At 72.3% G+C, this 15903-nt stretch carries 12 protein-coding genes; 4 read left to right on the top strand and 8 right to left on the bottom strand.

The genetic code is table 11. The features are described 5' to 3' along the window. Window positions 1-17 precede the first annotated feature (17 nt). Both ACEN96_RS16485 and ACEN96_RS16480 read left to right on the top strand, forming a co-directional pair. Window positions 18-1088 carry a polysaccharide deacetylase family protein gene (locus ACEN96_RS16485; protein ID WP_495584177.1) on the top strand — a complete coding sequence of 357 codons (1071 nt, stop codon included), beginning with the start codon at window positions 18-20 and terminating at the stop codon, window positions 1086-1088. Then, window positions 1085-2011 (top strand): tetratricopeptide repeat protein, encoded by a 927-nt coding sequence (locus ACEN96_RS16480; RefSeq protein WP_495584176.1) that lies wholly within the window; start codon window positions 1085-1087, stop codon window positions 2009-2011. Before ACEN96_RS16485 ends, ACEN96_RS16480 begins: the two co-directional genes overlap by 4 nt. Window positions 2012-2027: 16 nt before the next feature. Here ACEN96_RS16480 and ACEN96_RS16475 read toward each other — a convergent pair whose 3' ends face one another. The 4 genes from ACEN96_RS16475 to ACEN96_RS16460 all read right to left on the bottom strand — a co-directional run bounded on the left by ACEN96_RS16475 (window position 2028) and on the right by ACEN96_RS16460 (window position 5701). Beyond that, on the bottom strand, window positions 2028-2729 hold the full coding sequence (locus tag ACEN96_RS16475; RefSeq protein WP_495584175.1) for an SDR family oxidoreductase: 702 nt from the start codon (window positions 2727-2729) through the stop codon (window positions 2028-2030). 63 nt (window positions 2730-2792) lie between these two features. After that, on the bottom strand, window positions 2793-3221 hold the full coding sequence (locus ACEN96_RS16470; protein ID WP_495584174.1) for a VOC family protein: 429 nt from the start codon (window positions 3219-3221) through the stop codon (window positions 2793-2795). A 96-nt stretch (window positions 3222-3317) separates the two neighbouring features. Continuing rightward, complete coding sequence (locus tag ACEN96_RS16465) at window positions 3318-4475, bottom strand: acyltransferase family protein (protein WP_495584173.1); 1158 nt, start codon at window positions 4473-4475, stop codon at window positions 3318-3320. Window positions 4476-4684: 209 nt separating this feature from the next. Further along, window positions 4685-5701 (bottom strand): LysM peptidoglycan-binding domain-containing protein, encoded by a 1017-nt coding sequence (locus ACEN96_RS16460; RefSeq protein WP_495584172.1) that lies wholly within the window; start codon window positions 5699-5701, stop codon window positions 4685-4687. A gap of 132 nt (window positions 5702-5833) precedes the next feature. Between ACEN96_RS16460 and tagH the strand changes: the two genes are divergently transcribed. Both tagH and ACEN96_RS16450 read left to right on the top strand, forming a co-directional pair. Then, entirely contained in the window at window positions 5834-7729 is a 1896-nt protein-coding gene (gene tagH / locus ACEN96_RS16455) for a type VI secretion system-associated FHA domain protein TagH (RefSeq protein WP_495584171.1), read from the top strand. Between the two features lie 33 nt (window positions 7730-7762). After that, window positions 7763-8632, top strand: a complete 870-nt coding sequence (locus ACEN96_RS16450) for a PP2C family protein-serine/threonine phosphatase (protein ID WP_495584170.1) — start codon at window positions 7763-7765, stop codon at window positions 8630-8632. Between the two features lie 15 nt (window positions 8633-8647). On the opposite strand, the gene ACEN96_RS16445 is transcribed toward ACEN96_RS16450, so the two are convergent. Genes ACEN96_RS16445 through ACEN96_RS16430 form a run of 4 tightly spaced genes read right to left on the bottom strand, consistent with a single transcriptional unit; the run spans window position 8648 to window position 15839 of the window. Beyond that, window positions 8648-10162, bottom strand: a complete 1515-nt coding sequence (locus tag ACEN96_RS16445; protein WP_495584169.1) for a methyl-accepting chemotaxis protein — start codon at window positions 10160-10162, stop codon at window positions 8648-8650. 49 nt (window positions 10163-10211) lie between these two features. After that, window positions 10212-10922, bottom strand: coding sequence for a type VI secretion system-associated protein TagF (gene tagF, locus ACEN96_RS16440; RefSeq protein ID WP_495584168.1), 711 nt, complete (start codon window positions 10920-10922; stop codon window positions 10212-10214). 19 nt (window positions 10923-10941) lie between these two features. Beyond that, window positions 10942-14520, bottom strand: coding sequence for a type VI secretion system membrane subunit TssM (gene tssM / locus ACEN96_RS16435; RefSeq protein WP_495584167.1), 3579 nt, complete (start codon window positions 14518-14520; stop codon window positions 10942-10944). Further along, window positions 14517-15839, bottom strand: a complete 1323-nt coding sequence (locus ACEN96_RS16430; protein ID WP_495584166.1) for a DotU family type VI secretion system protein — start codon at window positions 15837-15839, stop codon at window positions 14517-14519. Before ACEN96_RS16430 ends, tssM begins: the two co-directional genes overlap by 4 nt. Window positions 15840-15903: the final 64 nt, after the last annotated feature.

Here is a 15903-nt window from a genome sequence, read left to right as displayed (position 1 = left end):
TGAAAGGACTTCCACCGATGCTTGGCCTTCCCCTCGCGGGCCAGCGGCCGTTGCTGGCCGCCGCCCTTGCGGTGCTCGCGCTGACCGGCTGCGTCACGACGCCGACCGCCACGCCGCCGCTGAACGAGCCGCCAGTGGCCGCGCCCGCGAAACCCTCCGCGACCGGCGAGATCATTGCCCGCAGCGACCGCCTGCTGATCTACGTCCCGGTGGCCGGCGACTCGCTGCGCGGCATCGCCGGCCGGCTGCTGGGCAGCGAGGACCGCGACTGGCAGATCAGCGAAGCCAACGCCGGCACCACGAAAGCCGATCCGGGCCAGCCGCTGATCGTCCCGCTCAAGCCGATGAATCCGCTGGGCGTGCACGCCGGCAGCTACCAGACGGTGCCCATCCTCTGCTACCACCGCCTGGGCACGACCGGCGGGAAGATGGCGGTCTCCCCGGCCAACTTCGCGGCGCAGATGGAGTGGCTCGCGAAGAACGACTACCGCGTGATCAAGCTGTCGCAGATCAGCGGCTACCTGGAAGGCAAGGAGCCGCTGCCGCCCAAGTCGGTGGTGGTCACCTTCGACGATGGCTACGAGTCCGTCTACAAGTTCGCCTTCCCGGTGCTGCGCAAGCTGGGCCTGCCGGCGACGATGTTCGTCTACACCGATTTCGTCGGCGCGGGCGGCGACGCGGTGAACTGGTCGCAGCTCGCCGAGATGCAGGCCTCGGGCCTGATGGACATCCAGTCCCATTCCAAGTCCCACCGCAACCTGATCGAGCGCACCGCCGGCGAGAACGAGGAGCGCTACAAGCGCAACCTCGACACCGAGACCGCGGGCCCGCGCGACCTGATCGAGCAGAAGCTCAACACCGCCGGCCAGGTGCGCCATTACGCCTATCCCTTCGGGGACGCCAACGAGCAGGTGCTGGACGCGCTGACGCGCCAGAAGTACACGCTCGCGGTGACCGTCAACCCGGGCGGCAACGCCTTCTTCGCGCAGCCCTTCATGCTGCGCCGCACGATGATCTTCGGCGACCACGATCTCGAGGCCTTCAAGGCGCGGCTGCAGACCAGCCGGCGCATGGGGCAGACGCCATGAGGGCCGGCGCACTCCTGGCCGCGCTGGCGGCGCTGGCGCTGGCGGCCTGTACCGGCGGCACGGGCGGCGTGCTGCGCGGCCCCGATGCGACGGGCGGCGCGCCTTCGGGCTTCGAGCTGGCGCAGGTCCAGCGCGCGCAGGAACAGGTGAAGGAAGGCCAGCTCGCCGACGCCGCCTGGACCTGGGAGGCGCTGACGGTCCTGCGCCCCGACAACGCCGGCTATCGCGACAGCCTGGCCGCGACGCGGCAGCTGATCGACAGCGGCGTCGCCGAGCGCCTGGAGAAGGCCAGGGCGGCTCAGAAGCGTGGCGACCTGGATGGCGCGAGCACGCAGTTCCTGGGCGCGCTGGCGCTGCAGCCGGACAACGCGGAGGCCGCCGACGCGCTGCGCGCGATCGAGAAGGAACGCAACCAGAAGAGCTACCTGGGCAAGCCCGCGCGCCTGACGCTGCGCAAGGGCGCGCCGCCGCCGCCGGTGGCGGCCGCCAAGCCGGCCCCCAAGGGCAAGGCGCAGGCGGCGGCATCGAAGGACGGCAAGGACGCGAAGGACGCCGGCAACGGGAAGGACACGGTCCAGGCCGCGGCCACGCCGCCGGGCCAGGACCGCAACGAGCTCGAGCACATCGCGATGCTGGCCGCGCAGGGCGAGCTCGACGAGCCGATCCGGCTGCTGGAGCGGCGCGCGCCGCAGGATCGCAACGATCCGTCGGCCAAGCGCCTGCTGGCCGACCTCTACGTCCGCAAGGCCGAGAAGGTCGCGGCGATCGACAAGTCCGGCGCGGTGATGCTGCTGCAGAAATGCCTGCGCGTGGATCCGAAGAACGCGCGCGCGACGGCGCTGATGCGCCAGCTCATCGACGAGTCGGCCGCCAAGGCGCCGGGCTCCGGCTCGACCTCGAGCAACAAGGCCGAGCGGCGCTGAGCCTGCCCGCCGGCGCTCAGACCGAGCGGGTCAGCCCGCCGTCGACGCGCAGGCTCTGTCCGGTGATGTAGCCCGCGCCTTCCGAGGCGAGGAAGGCGATCGTCGCGGCGATCTCCTCGCTGGTGCCATAGCGCTGCATCGGTACCGACTCACGGCGCGCCTCGGTCGCGGGCAGGCTGTCGATCCAGCCGGGCAGCACGTTGTTCATGCGGACGTTGAAGGCGGCATGCGTGTCGCTGAAGATCTTCGTGAAGGCCGCCAGGCCGGCGCGGAAGACCGCCGAGGTCGGAAACAGTTCGCTGGGCTCGAAGACCCAGGCGGTCGAGATGTTGATGATCGCGCCGCCGCGCTGCGCCTTCATGATCGGCGCGACCAGCCGCGTCGGGCGGATCACGTTCATCAGGTAGGTGTCCATGCCGCGATGCCAGTCCTCGTCGGTGATCTCGAGGAGCGGCGCGCGCGGCCCATGGCCGGCGCTGTTGACCAGCACGTCGACGCGGCCCCAGCGCGCCATCGCGAGGTCGACGAGCTGCTGGAGCGACTCGGCCGACTGGTTCGAGCCGGTGACGCCGACGCCGCCGAGCTCCCCGGCGAGCGCTTCGCCCTTGCCGGAGGCGGACAGCACGCCCACCTGGAAGCCATCCGCCGCCAGGCGCCGTGCCGCGGCGGCACCCATGCCGCTCCCGCCGGCGGTGATCAGGGCTACGCGTTGTGTCATGTCGAAAGGTCCTGTGGAAGTCGGCGAAGCGGTCATTCTCTTCGCCGCCCCAAGGCCCGTCCGTCAGAAGGTCACTGTGACCGACGGCGCGCTGCGCTGCGCTTCGCCGTGGAAGACGGCCTCGATGTTGTTGCCGTCCGGGTCCAGCACGAAGGCGGCGTAGTAGCCCGGGTGATACGGCCGCTCGCCGGGCCCGCCGTTGTCGCGGCCGCCGCTCTGCAGCGCGAGCTTGTGGAAGGCGTCCACCGCCGCCCGGTCCTTGGCCTGGAAGGCCAGGTGGTGCCGGCCGGTGAGATGGCCTTGCGCGGCCTTGCTGTCGGCGGTCGAGACGAACAGCTCATCCGCCCAGAAGTAGTCGGGACCCTCGCCGCCGATCGGCACGCCGAGCAGCGGCAGGATCGCGCCGTAGAACTTGCGGCTCGCGGGCAGGTCGCGGACCACCAATTGCAGGTGATCGATGAGGCGGCCGCGATGCAGTTGCTGGGCTTCCATGAGAACTCCTTGTGATCGGTGGTGGAGAAAGGAAGAACGCCGGGTCCGTCGAGGACACGCGAGGGACAGGAGCAATCCGCGTTCTCACCCGGCCGGCTACGCCCGGTCCGCGGCGCCGATTTCCCTCGCCTCGGAAACGGCGGGCGCGGCCTTGCCCTTCGCCGGCGCCGCGCCGATCGGCACTCCGGCGACCAGGCGTTCGAGGATCAGGGCCAGCAGCACGCACAGCGCCACGGCCGGCAGGTAGACGGCGAAGGTCCAGGCCTGCGACGAGCCCAGCACGCCGCGATACAGCGCGACGGTGCCGAGCACGACGAACATGTGGGACAGATAGAGCTCGTAGCTCAGCCGGCCCATGCGCGCGAGCCCCCGTAGCCCGCGCCGCGGCGCCGCCGGCTGGGCGCGGAACGCGATCAGCATCAGCGCGGTGCCCAGGCACAGGCCGTACATGCCGGACTTCAGCAGATGGCGATGCACCAGGTCGCCCCAGCCCATCACCAGCAGCACGCAGAAGGCGCCGAACAGCGCGAGCGCGCGCGCCTCGCGCGGCCCCGGGCGCCAGTGCCGCGCGGCCAGGGCGGCCAGCACGCCCCATGCGATCGCGGCCATGCCGGGCAGGTAGGCCTTCTCCCACCAGACGTCGTTGCCGACCGGGACCAGCGCACGCAGCGGCACCAGGCTCACCGCCAGCGCCGCGAGCGAGACCACCAGCAGCGGCCGCGGGAACACCATGCACATCAGCGGGAAGCCGACATAGAAGACTTCCTCGATCGACAGCGACCACAGCACGTCCCAGGCCGCCGGCGCCCAGCCGGTGCGGCCCTCATACCAGTTGAAGGTGAAGCTCAGCGCCGAGCCGAGCAGCCCCGGCACGCTCTGCTCGCCGGAGGGCGTGAAGCCCTCGACGCCGAGCAGCGCCAGCAGCGTCAGCACCGCCAGCACGATGAACAGCAGCGGCAGGATGCGCCGCGCGCGCGCCAGGTAGAACGGCCGCAGCTCGACGCGGCGCAGATCGCCGTCGCGCTCGAGGATGCGCGTCGCGATCAGGAAGCCGGAGATCACGAAGAACATGAACACCGCTTCGTAGCCGTTGAAGCTGATCGCGTCGATCAGGCGCTTGGGCATCCACTCGCCGATCAGGCTGGGCGCCAACGGCAGACGGAAGGGCAGGGCCAGATGGTGGATCACCACCAGCAGGATCGCGACGCCGCGCAGGCAGTCGATGGCGAAGTTGCGCGGAGAGCGGCTATCCATGTTGCTGCAACGTAAAGAGGCTGCGGATCGTAACGTCAGATTTGTTGCCCGGCGCACGTTGGTGCGCGTGCGCGCGTTGCTCGCACGGAAATCCAACCGATGGCGTCATCCATCACCGTGCATCAACGCGGCGCGCACCGGCGCCATGAGAAAGAGGCGCACGCGGCGCCTCTTTCGTCGTCCATCGCCGCTTGCGAGCGGCACCGGGATCACTTCAGCTGATCGGCCTTGGCCTTCAGCGTGACGGCCTTCTGGCGCTCCAGCTTGGCCAGCTCGTTCTCCGGATCGAGCTGCAGCACGGTGTCCCAGCCCTTGATCGCACCGGCCAGGTCCTGCTTGGCGAAGGCGGTGCGGGCCGCCAGCGTCGCGCGGGCGATCTGCTTCTTGCGCACGGCCTCGACCTTGGCCGAAGCGCCCGGCTGGTCGGCGGCCTCGGCGCGGCGGTATTCCTCCAGCGCCTTGTCCAGACGGCCACCGCGCTCATGCGCTTCGCCAGCGCGCATCGCCTTCTCGCCGGCCGGGATCTCGGGCGCGGGCGGCGGGGCCGGCGGCGCGGCGGGAGCGGCGGCCGGCGCCTGGGCAGCGGCTGCCGCGGCCGCGGCCGCAGCGGCCGGCGACACCTTGGGTTCCGACTTGCCGGGGCGCGGATACAGCGGACCCGCCGGCGGCTTGCCGGGGATGCGCAGCACCTGGCCGCCCGACACCTGGCGCGGCACGCGGATGTCGTTGTAGCGGGCCAGGATGTAGAACGAGTAGATGTCGCCCATGAAGCGGCCCGCGATCCGCGACAGCGTGTCGCTGGACTGCACCGTGTAGGCGAAGGACTCGCGGCCCAGCAGCGCCACCGGATCGGCGGTGATCTGCTTCATCAGGCTCACGGCGAGCTTGTTGTTCGGATCCAGCTGCAGCGCGCGGTGCAGCTCGGCGCGGGCCTGTTCCTCCTGGCCGGTCTCGAGCAGTTCGATCGACTGCATCGCCGTCTTCTGCGCCAGCGCCTGCTCGGCCGGCGTCGGCGGCACGGGCTCGGGCGGCGGGGCGGGCGGCGGCGCGGTCACCGCCGGTTCGGCGGGAGGCGGGGGCGGCGGGGCCGGCGTCTGGCAGCCGGCCAGCAGCAGCGCGCTGAGCAGCAGCGCGGAGCCGGCGGTCAGGCCGCGACCCCGCGCCGCCAGGGCGGCCGGGGTCAGGGAGTTCGGGGCATCGGGACGGAAGAAGGTCGACATCGGCATCACGTCGGGATTCGAGCGGGGTGGAGTATGAAACAGCGATAAGCCCCCTGCAGGTGACTTTCGTTCATTGAAGCGTGCGCTCTGACACGGAAACATCCCTGTCAGTTTCCCGTGGTCCCAAAGGCAGCCCCCATGACCCTCACCCTGCGCGCGGTGTCGCTCAACGACCTGCCCCTGACGCAGCCCATCACCGCGCGCTTCGACGCCACCGGGGGGACCATCGGCCGCGCCGACCACAACACGATGGCGCTGCCCGACCCGGAACGCCACATCTCCCGCCAGCAGGCCGAGATCCGCGCCGAAGCCGGCAGCTTCGTGATCTGCAACGTCGGCAGCGCCAACCCGATCACCGTCTCCGGCCAGGCCGTGGCCCAGGGCCAGGCCGTGCCATTGCGCCATCAGGACCAGATCCGCATCGGCGGCTATCTGCTGGAGGTGCAGAGCGACCTCATCGACGACAGCGGCGCCACCGTGATCCGCCGCGCGCCGGACCTGGCGCGCCCCATCACGCAAGGTCCGGCTCCGGTGCCGGTCCACACGCCGCCGCCGTTCGCGGCGCCGGCGCCGGCCGCGCTGTCGAACTCCAACCCGTTCGCCGACCTGCTCGGCGGCCTGCCGCCGTCGGCCGACGTCTTCAGCGCGACGCCCGCCGCGCCGGCGCCGCTGTCACCGTTCGCCGCGCCGCCGGTGCAGGCCCCGGCGCCCGCGCCGTCCGGCCCGGTGCTGCTGCCCGACGACTTCGATCCATTCGCGCCGCCCCCGGCGCCACCGGCCCCGGCCGCCGGGTCCAAGGCCGCCGCCTTCGACCCGTTCGGCGGGCTCGACCTGCCGGGCGCGCCGCCGCACGCCGCGCCGCCGCCGCCGGCCAACGGGCTCGGCGACCTCGGTGACCTGGGCTTTGGCGGCGCCTTCTCCGACCTGGTGCCGGGCGACGGCAACCGCTCGCTCGACGACCTCTTCGGCCTGAAGCCCGGCGCGTCCGATCCGCTGGCCGGTTTCATGGCCGGCGCCGGCGCGACCGCCGAATCCGGCGCGCGCGACGGCCTGTCGTCCGATCCGCTGGCGCTCTTCGGCGCCGCGGCCCCGGCCACCCACTCCGAACCCCAGACGCCCGCGCTGCCGGATCACACGCCCGCGTTGAATTCGGCGTTCCGTCCGCCGGAAGTGCGCGTCCCGGCGCCGCCTTTGGCGCCCCCTCCCGCACCGTTCGCGCCGGTCCCGCCCGTGGCGGCCCCGGTGATGGCGGCCCCAGTGATGGCGGCCCCGGCCATGCCGCCGGTGATGCCCCCGGTGATGCCTCCCGTGGCGCCGCCGCCCGTCATGCCGCCCGCCGCGGCGCGAGCGCCTGCGCCCGCTCCCGCGATGCCGGCCGCCTCCGGCCCGGGCGCCGACACCGCCGCCCTGTGGAACGCCTTCTGCGAAGGCGCCGGCGTGCGCATGGCCGCGCCGCCGCAAGGCCTGAACCCGGACCTGATGCGCGTCATCGGCCAGTTGCTGAATTCCTGCGTCGACGGCGCGCTGCGCATGATGGCCGTGCGCGCCGCCACCAAGCACGAGCTGCGCGCGCAGGTCACCGTGATCCGCTCGCGCGACAACAACCCGCTCAAGTTCTCGCCCGATCCGCAGTCCGCGCTGGAGCAGCTGCTGCAGCCGCCGGTGCGCGGCTTCCTGCCCGGTCCCGCGGCGATGCAGGACGCGATGCGCGACCTGGTGGGCCACACCATCGGCACGATGGCCGGCACCCGCGCCGCGCTGGAGGGCGTGCTGACGCGCTTCCAGCCCTCGGCGCTGGAGGCCAAGCTGACCAGCCGCTCGGTGCTCGACAGCGTGCTGGCGATGAACCGCAAGGCCAAGCTCTGGGAGCTCTACCTGCAGCATTTCGAGTCCATCCGCGACGAGGCGCAGGAGGACTTCCACACCCTCTTCGGCAAGGCCTTCCTGGAGGCCTACGAGGACCAGCTCGAACGCCTGAGCCAGAACGGGCCGGGTCCGTCGCCGTCCCCGCAACCACAACAGAGCGAGGCTTGAGCCCCGCCATCCGTCCTACACGTCGTTATCACCATGCTCAAGATCCGGGTCGCCGCCTGCAGCGAACAAGGCGCGCGCGCCAACAACGAGGATGCCGTCGTGGCCCATGAGAACGGCCCCGGCTGGTATGCCGTGCTGGCCGACGGGGCCGGCGGCCACCGCAATGGCGCGGAGGCGGCGCGCCGCGCCGTGCATCGCATGCAGACCAGCCTGGGCGACGCCACGCTGCCGTGGCGCCCCGAACTGCTCACCGGCGCGGTGCTGGACGCGCACGACGACGTGCGTCGCGGCGTGGAAGGCACCGGCCGCGACCGCATGCACACCACCGTGGTGGCGCTGTGCGTCGACGCGCAGCGCGGCTTCGCGCTGTGGACGCATGTGGGCGACTCGCGCCTGTACCGCATCCGCGGCGGCCGCATCGACACCATCACGCAGGACGACAGCGTCGTGCAGATGCTGATCGAGGCCGGCCTGCTGACGCCCGAGCAGGCCGAGGACCATCCGCACAAGAACCACCTGGTGGCCGCGCTGGGCATCGAGGACGACCTGCATCCGCACACGACCTCGCCGCAGCCGCTGCAGGAGGGCGATGTCTTCCTGCTGTGCAGCGACGGCTGGTGGGGCAGCGCGGGCGACGCGCTGATCGATGCCACGCTGAAGCATTCCGCCTCGCCCGACGACTGGCTGGCCGCGATGCGCGCCGCCATCGAGGAGCGCGGCCTGCCGGACCAGGACAACTTCAGCGCGATCGCGCTGTGGGTGGGCGAGCCGGCCTTGAACGAAGCCGCCCAGGCGCCGGCCGGCGAGGCCGGCGAGGCCGCCGGCGAACCGGCCGTCGAGTCGGGCCCGATCCCGCTGGAAGCGGAGGACGAGGACGAGTCGACGCGCCGGATGCCGCTGTGAAGCTGGGTCGGGGGGTCAGGCGCCCTTGGGGGCCGTGTCCGCGGCCGGGTTCGCGGCTGGCAGGGGCCGCCGCCGCACGGTCGGCGACGCGACGAAGGCGCTCAGGCGCTGCGCGGTCCGCGACAGGGCTTCGGCGGTCCGCAGGTTGCGCTGCGCGACGTCCTCGGCGTCGCTGGTCGCGCGGCCCACGTCCGCCAGCGCGGTCTCGAGCTGCCGTCCGGCGCTGGACTGCTGGTGCGTCGCCATCTTGATCTCCTTGCTCGCCAGTTCCGAGGCGCCGACGCGCTCCGAGATCAGCGCGAGCATCGACGTCACGTCCGAGAACAGCGTGGCGCTGGCGGTCACCGCCTTGGCCCCGGCTTCGGTGGACATGATCGTGGCGTTGGAGACGTTGCGGATCGACTCGAGCTGGTTGCGGATGTCGAAGGCGTCCGCGCGGACCTTCTCGGCCAGGCGGCGGATCTCGTCGGCCACCACCCGGAAGCGCTCGCCGGCCTCGCCGGCGCTGTAGGCCTCGATGGTCGCGTTGATCGCCAGGATGTTGGTGCGCTCCGCCAGGTCCTCGATGGCACCCAGCACCACCGACGCGCCCTGGACCTCCTTGCCCAGCGTCGTCATCTGCGTGACCACCTGGTCGACCTGCCGCTGCATCGTCGCGGTGGCCTCGCGTGCCTGGCCCATCGCCACGCCGCCGGAGTGCGCCGCCTGAGTACTGGCGGAGGCCATCTCCTCGACCTCCGTGGAGCGCTGCGCGATCTGGTGCGCGGCGGCCTGCACCTCGTGCATCGTGGCGGTCAGCTCGACCGCGGCCGACGCCGTCTGCTTGGCCGCGGCGGCCTGCTGCAGCGACGAGGCCTCGAGTTCGCGCGCCTGGCGGGCGACGTCGGCGGCCGCCGCGCCGACCATCTCGGCCAGCAGGCGCTGCAGCGCGACCCCAGTCACCGCCACGATCAGCAGGCCCAGCACCGAGCCGCCCAGGCCGACCCACTTGACCAGGCGCGTGGTCTCGCTCATCGCGCCGGTGCGGGCCTCCAGGTGCGCGACCTCATCGGTCTCCATGCGCTCGAAGCGGGCGCGCAGCTGTTCCATGCGCTGGCGCACCAGCGCCACCTTGGGCGAGCGCGTGACCTCTTCCATCGAGATCGAGCGGCGCTCGGCGATCCGTTCGCGGAAGAGCTGGAAGAGGGCGGTGATGTCGCGCTGCGTGTCGTCCAGGTCCTTGCCGTGGGAGGCCCAGGCCGGCGCCGCGCGCATCGCGAGGAGGCTCTCCCTGACCTCGCCGGTGGACTTGTCGAGCGCGGTCACGTAGGCCTCGTCCTTGGTCAGCATGAAGGCGCGCTGCGCGGCCTCGGCTTCCGTGACCTCGTTGAGCAGGTCGGCGAGCAGGCGCAGGCCCTGGTGGCTGCGCGTCACGCCCTCGGCGGCGTCCTCCATCAGGAAGGCGCTCCGCAGGGCCACCGCGCCGACGATGCCGAGCACCGCGACCGCGAGCAGGAATCCCAGTGCCAGGCGGCGTCCGAATGTCGTCATGTTGGCTCTCCCTGGCGCCGACTGTCTCACACGGCGGCGCCTGGCGCCGTCAAGCCGCCTGCTTGGTCAGCATCGCGGTGAAGGCTTCGACGTACGGCAGTCCCGGCCCCCAGCGCATGTGGACCTGCTGGCCCGGCTCCGGGTTGGGCGACCACACCGTGCAGCCGGCCAGGCGCTCCATCAACTCGCCCGCGGCCAGCATCGGCACCGCCGAGGTGAGCAGGCCCGCCGGCGCGGTGTACGTGACCCATTGCACCGCGTTCTCGGGCGCGGGCAGCGTCGCCGCATGGCTGGGCGGCCAGGGCGGGGCCGAGGCCAGCGCCGCCTCCAGCGAGTCCACCGTCGCGGTGTCCTCCAGCGTGCGCATCGCCGCGTTGGCCAGCACCGCGTACCAGCGGTCCAGGTGATCCAGCCCGGCGCGGTCCACCGGCGGCTGGGTCCGGGGCTGCGCGATCACCAGCGGGAAGTAGCGCCCGACGTTGTCGCAACTGGCCATCAGCACGCCGAACCACCATTTCATGTCGACCACGCCCGGCGCCCAGGCGAAGCGCAGCACCGGCGCGGTCAGGTAGGTGTCCAGCCAGCGCGGCCCCAGCACCTTGGGCAGGTCCTGCATCACGCCGGACAGCCAGGCATCGCAGTGGCGCACGAAGTGCTGCGGCAGCCGGCGCTGCGCGAAATCGCCCAGCGCGGCGACCTTGCCGTACCAGCCGGGCGCGGTCTCGCCGGAGGGGTTCAGGGCTTCGGGCAGCGCGCTCATCGTCGGACTCTCCTGGTCATCACAGGCCGCTCGGGCAGCGGAACTCGTTGAGCTCCGGCAGCCGGAAGGGGTTGCGGACGCTGCTCGCGGTGATTTCAAAGACCGCCTTGCGGCCGTCCACGTCGAAGGTCGCCCGGAAGCGCTCCGGGGCGTTGGTCTTCTCGATCTTCACGCGGTCGAACATCCGGAACAGCGCCCAGGGACCGTCGTTGACCATGCCGGACGAGCCGCTGGCGCTGGCCGGACTGATCTGCACGCGCACCTGCGAGCTGCCGCGCGGGCCCGGCCATTGCACCGAGGTCGGGATCTGCGGGCCGTGGCTGTAGCGCACGATCTGGCCGTCGACGTCCAGGATGAACTGCTGGATCGTGGTGTCCATCTCGACCGGCTTGAAGTCCAGCCGCAGCGAGGGCGTGGCGCTGCCGGGGAAGAAGGTCTCCTTGATCGCCTGCGCGCGCTGGAACTGCGGCAGCGTGCCGCTGTCCCCGCCCAGCGGCGTGCCCTCGACGGCGCGGAACTTCCACGGCCGCGTCGTCGTGTCGACATAGGGCGCGAGCTTCTGCTGGAACAGCTGGTCGATCTTGCCGCCCGGGCCGAACAGCATTGCGAAGTCGGCCTGCGTGGCGTCGCGCGCCGAGTTGCGGTCCAGCGGATAGCGCCCGGCGACGGCCTGGTTGCAGAACTCGCCGACCTGCGAGCGCACCTCCATCGCCAGGTTCTGCCGCATCGCGCCTTGCGACACGCGGGCGCTGCTGCTGCCCAGGTCGTCGAGCATGGTGCGCAGCGGCTCGGGGCTCATCGCCGCGGCGGCCTTCAGCCGCGTGGGCACCGGCGACGGCGGCGGCGCGCTGCCGCCCTTGAGCGCCGAATCGGCGGCCGTCAGCATGATGTTGGCCTCGGCGATCAGGCCGACGGTCTCGTCCAGCGGCGCCTTGCCGCCGCCCGCCGGCGCGGTGACCATGCTGCGCAGCGCGGTGAAGCGGTCGTCGACGATGCTCTCGATGCGCGGCGCGTTCGGATCCGGCTGGGCGCCGGGCTGGCCGGGCTTGCCGAACATGCCGGCCACGCGCTCGCGGGTCTGCTGGACCAGGTCGGCGGCGCGGCGCTCGGCGTTCTCGATCGCGTTGCCGGGCTGCGTCAGCGTCGTCTCGCGCGAGGCCGCCCGCAGGAACGGGCCCAGCGGGCTGTCCGGCGCGGACAGCATGCGCGAGCGCTCCACCGACTGCGGCACCGTCGCCATCGGCAGCAGCTTGACGCTGTTGAGGAAGGCCTCCCAGGCCGCGGCGTAGTCGTTCAGGTAGAGCCGGCGCACGTCGTCCACCAGTGGCGCGTTGGCGCGCACGATGGCCTGCGCGTCCTTGGGCGCGGCGGCGACGCCCAGCACCCAGGGCTCCTCGGCCGACAGCTCGTCGGCGACCTGGCCCACCCGGGGCTGGAAGCCGCGCAGGTAGGCGTCGCGGGTGAAGAAGCCCGGCACGCCCTGCGACAGCGGCGCGCCGTTGGTGCGCGTGAACAGCAGCGGCGCGTTGTGGCCGCCCGCGCGCGAGACGGTGAACTCCGGATACTCGTTGCCCAGCCCCTGCGCGCGCAGCCGGTTGTAGATGCGCTGCGGCAGCGGCTGCGTCGCGAGCTGGGTGCGCACGGCCGTCAGCAGCGAGGCGTCCTCCGGCAGCGGCGAGGCGATGCCGCCCTGCGACAGCAGCGCGTCCAGGTGGGCGCCGAGCTGCTCGCGCTGGTCCGGCGTCAGCTCGCGGCGCGTGGTCTCCCAGTCGCTTTCGATGTGCTGCTTGAGCGCCCGGGCGTCGAAGTGCTGCGGGTCATGCAGCATCACGTAGGCCTTGAGCGCCTCGTAGAGCGTGACCGGCGTCGCGGCGCCCTGGCGCAGCTGCTCCTCGATGCGCAGCACCAGCCGCGGCAGCACCGCGTCGCCCAGCATGCGCTGGTAGGACGCGCGCGCCGCGCTGTCGAGCTTGCGGCCCTGGAACAGGCCCATGCGCATCGACAGCGGCACCTGGTCGTCGAGCGCCGCGAGCGCGCGCGTGGCCTGCAGCGCCGGCAGGATGGGCAGCAGGTCCGCGGTGGCGCGGTTGGGTGTGGACTGCAGCAGCTCGCGCACCTGGTCGGCGCGGGCCGAGGTGTCCTCCAGGTACTTGCGGTTGTTGAAGTAGCTGACGGTCCAGGCGGTGATCAGGCCGATGCCGGCGATCGCCACGACGGCGTAGCCCGCCAGCGCCAGCGCATTGCGGCGGCGTTCCCAGCCGCGGTGCGTGCCGCCCAGGCCGGCCTCGGCGAACACCACCTCGCCCAGCAGCCGGTTCAGGAAGTAGCTGCGGCCGCTGGCCTGGTTGGGCGCCAGCACCGCGTGCTCGATCTGATAGCTGCGCGCCACCGAGCCCAGCACCCGGTCGATCGGCGTGCCTTCCTGCGTGCCGCTGACGAAGTAGACGCCGCGCAATTGCGGCTGCGCTTCGTAAGGCGTGGGCGCGAAGACGCCCTCGGCGAACTCGGCCAGCAGCGCGCGCAGGCTCGCGAACTGCGCCGGGAAGCCGTAGATGCGGGCGCGGCGCTGCGGATCGCGCTCGGCCTGGAGGCGGTCGATCAGGCCGTTCTGCAGGCGCTGCTCGAGCGCGTCGAACTCGGCGCCGAAGCCGGCCAGCGGCGAGGCGCTGCTCCGCGGGAAGGTGAAGCCCCACGGCGCGGCGCGCTGGTCCTTGTCCAGCGTCGCGAAGTAGTCCATGAAGCCCGACAGCAGGTCGGCCTTGGTGACCAGCAGGTAGACCGGGAAGCGGATGTCCAGGTCCTTCTGCAGCTCCTGCACGCGGGCGCGCACGGTGGCGGCGTGCTGGGCGCGCTCGGACGGGCTGCGCGAGAGCAGGTCCGTCACCGACACCGTCACCAGCGCGCCGTTGATCGGCTGGCGCGGCCGCGAGCGGCGCAGCATCTGCAGGAAGCCGCTCCAGGTCGCCTTGTCGTTGTCCGGGTCGCTGTCCTGCGTCGTGAAGCGGCCGGCGGTATCGATCAGCACCGCCTGGTCGGTGAACCACCAGTCGCAGTGGCGCGTGCCGCCGACGCCGCGGATCGCGTGGTCGCCCATCTGCTCGGCGAGCGGGAAGTTCAGCCCGCTGTGGCGCAGCGCGGTCGTCTTGCCGGAACCGGGCGCGCCGATGATCAGGTACCAGGGCAGCTCGTAGAGATAGCGGCCGCCGAAGCGCGAGCGCAGCTTGGACGCGAAGCCGGCCGACCCCTCGGCGCCGAAGCGCGAGCGCTGCAGCATCTGCAGCGCCTGGCGGAAGCGCTCGCGCACGGCCACCATGTCGGCGCTCTCGCGTTCGGGCGTCTCGCCGGCGGGCTGCTGCAGCAGCTGGTTCACGACCGCCGTGTTGCCGCGCCTGGCGCGCCAGCGCGACCACGCGATGCACAGCGCCACCACCAGCACCAGCACGCCGATCGTGATCCAGCGCGAGCGTTCGGTGTCCAGCGGGCGCGACTCGCCGATCGCGACCAGCGGGCCGACGATCCAGATCAGCAGCGCGACCGCCAGCACCAGCACTGCCAGCAGGACCCAGCGGTTGAAGATCCATCCCAGGACGCGTTTCATCGCGAAGCTCCGCGCGCCGGCGCATCGGGCGCCCGGCCATTGACCATCAGACTGATTTCCACGCGCCGGTTCAGCGCGCGGTTGGCGGGCGTGTCGTTGGGCGCGACCGGCTCGGCGTCGGCGCGGCCCTCGGCGCGGATGCGCTCGGGCGCGACGCGGCGCGCCACCAGCAGCTCGCGCACGGTGTTGGCGCGTTCCTCGGACAGGTGCCAGTTGGACGGGAAGCGCGGCGTGCGGATCGGCGTGCCGTCGCTGTGGCCGGTCACCAGCACCGTGCCCTGCACCTGCGTCAGCGCGTCGGCGATGCGCGTCATCAGCGCCTCGCGTTCCGGCACGATGGTGGCGCTGGCCGGCGCGAACAGACCGTCGCCGCGGATTGTCACGACGCTGCGGTCGACCTCGTCGCGCACGGCGACCAGGCCGGCCTTGATGTCCGATTGCAGGAACTGCGCCAGCCGCGGCTTGGCCGGCGGCGGCGGGGGCGCGACCACCGGCGGCGACAGGCGCAGCGACTGGATCTGCCCGAACACCGGATCGGAGCGCTCCGCCAGCGACAGCGTCAGCGACAGGTACACGCCCACCAGCAGCAGCGCCGTCAGCGCGGCGGTGGCGGCCAGCGGCAGCCAGCCGATGTGGCGGCGCTGGACGATGGCCTCGACCTGCCAGTGCTGCGCCAGCGCGGCGGGGTAGTCGCCGCGCTGCTGCTTCAGGATCTGCGCGAGGCGGTCACGCACCGCCTCCAGCTGCGCGGGGCCGTTGTCGATGACGCGGTAGCGTCCGGCGAAGCCCAAGGTCAGCGCGGCGTAGATCAGCTCGAGCAGGTCGCGGTTGGCGTCCGGCTTTTCGGCCAGGCGGGCCATCAGCTGGAAGACCTTCTCGCCGCCCCAGGTCTCGTTGTGGAACATCGACAGCAGGCTGTGCCGCGCCCAGACGCCGGAGCCGCCCCAGGGCGTGTCGGCGCAGGCCTCGTCGATCATGGTGCAGAGCACGTAGCGCGTGGCCATGACGCGCTCCGGCGGGATGCCGGCGGCCGCGGCGCGGCTGGCGAAGTCGCGGATGCCCTGCGCCAGGTTGTTGCGCAGCGAGCCCACGTCGTCGACCCTGCGGGTCGCGCGCAATTGCGGCACCAGCAGCAGCAGCGGGTTGGCCAGCGTCAGCAGCGGGTTGAGGCCGGCGGCCGGGGGCGCGGCGTCGGGCTGCGCCGGATCCGGGGACGGCGGCGCGCCGCGCGGCGCCTGGGCGCCGCCCGGACGGGGCTTGATGAAGGTGCGCTGATCGTCGAAGCCTGCGAACGGATCGTTGAGCGCGGAGGGGTCCATGCCGGCTCCCGGGGTTGCTTGTCTTGATCGGTGGAAGGGCGGAGGGGCCCGGCGCGGCGCCGCG

The sequence above is a fragment of the Roseateles sp. Mitsp63 genome (assembly GCF_059491535.1).
This window is presented reverse-complemented; position numbering and strand designations above follow the sequence as displayed.

Excerpts from the sequence above, each read along its gene's own strand:
- ACEN96_RS16480 (WP_495584176.1), top strand. The coding sequence starts at position 1,085 with ATGAGGGCCGGCGCACTCCTGGCCGCGCTGGCGGCGCTGGCGCTGGCG.
- tagH (WP_495584171.1), top strand. The coding sequence starts at position 5,834 with ATGACCCTCACCCTGCGCGCGGTGTCGCTCAACGACCTGCCCCTGACG.
- tagF (WP_495584168.1), bottom strand. The coding sequence starts at position 10,922 with ATGAGCGCGCTGCCCGAAGCCCTGAACCCCTCCGGCGAGACCGCGCCC.
- ACEN96_RS16430 (WP_495584166.1), bottom strand. The coding sequence starts at position 15,839 with ATGGACCCCTCCGCGCTCAACGATCCGTTCGCAGGCTTCGACGATCAG.
- ACEN96_RS16470 (WP_495584174.1), bottom strand. The coding sequence starts at position 3,221 with ATGGAAGCCCAGCAACTGCATCGCGGCCGCCTCATCGATCACCTGCAA.
- ACEN96_RS16445 (WP_495584169.1), bottom strand. The coding sequence starts at position 10,162 with ATGACGACATTCGGACGCCGCCTGGCACTGGGATTCCTGCTCGCGGTC.
- ACEN96_RS16475 (WP_495584175.1), bottom strand. The coding sequence starts at position 2,729 with ATGACACAACGCGTAGCCCTGATCACCGCCGGCGGGAGCGGCATGGGT.
- ACEN96_RS16485 (WP_495584177.1), top strand. The coding sequence starts at position 18 with ATGCTTGGCCTTCCCCTCGCGGGCCAGCGGCCGTTGCTGGCCGCCGCC.
- ACEN96_RS16460 (WP_495584172.1), bottom strand. The coding sequence starts at position 5,701 with ATGCCGATGTCGACCTTCTTCCGTCCCGATGCCCCGAACTCCCTGACC.
- tssM (WP_495584167.1), bottom strand. The coding sequence starts at position 14,520 with ATGAAACGCGTCCTGGGATGGATCTTCAACCGCTGGGTCCTGCTGGCA.
- ACEN96_RS16450 (WP_495584170.1), top strand. The coding sequence starts at position 7,763 with ATGCTCAAGATCCGGGTCGCCGCCTGCAGCGAACAAGGCGCGCGCGCC.
- ACEN96_RS16465 (WP_495584173.1), bottom strand. The coding sequence starts at position 4,475 with ATGGATAGCCGCTCTCCGCGCAACTTCGCCATCGACTGCCTGCGCGGC.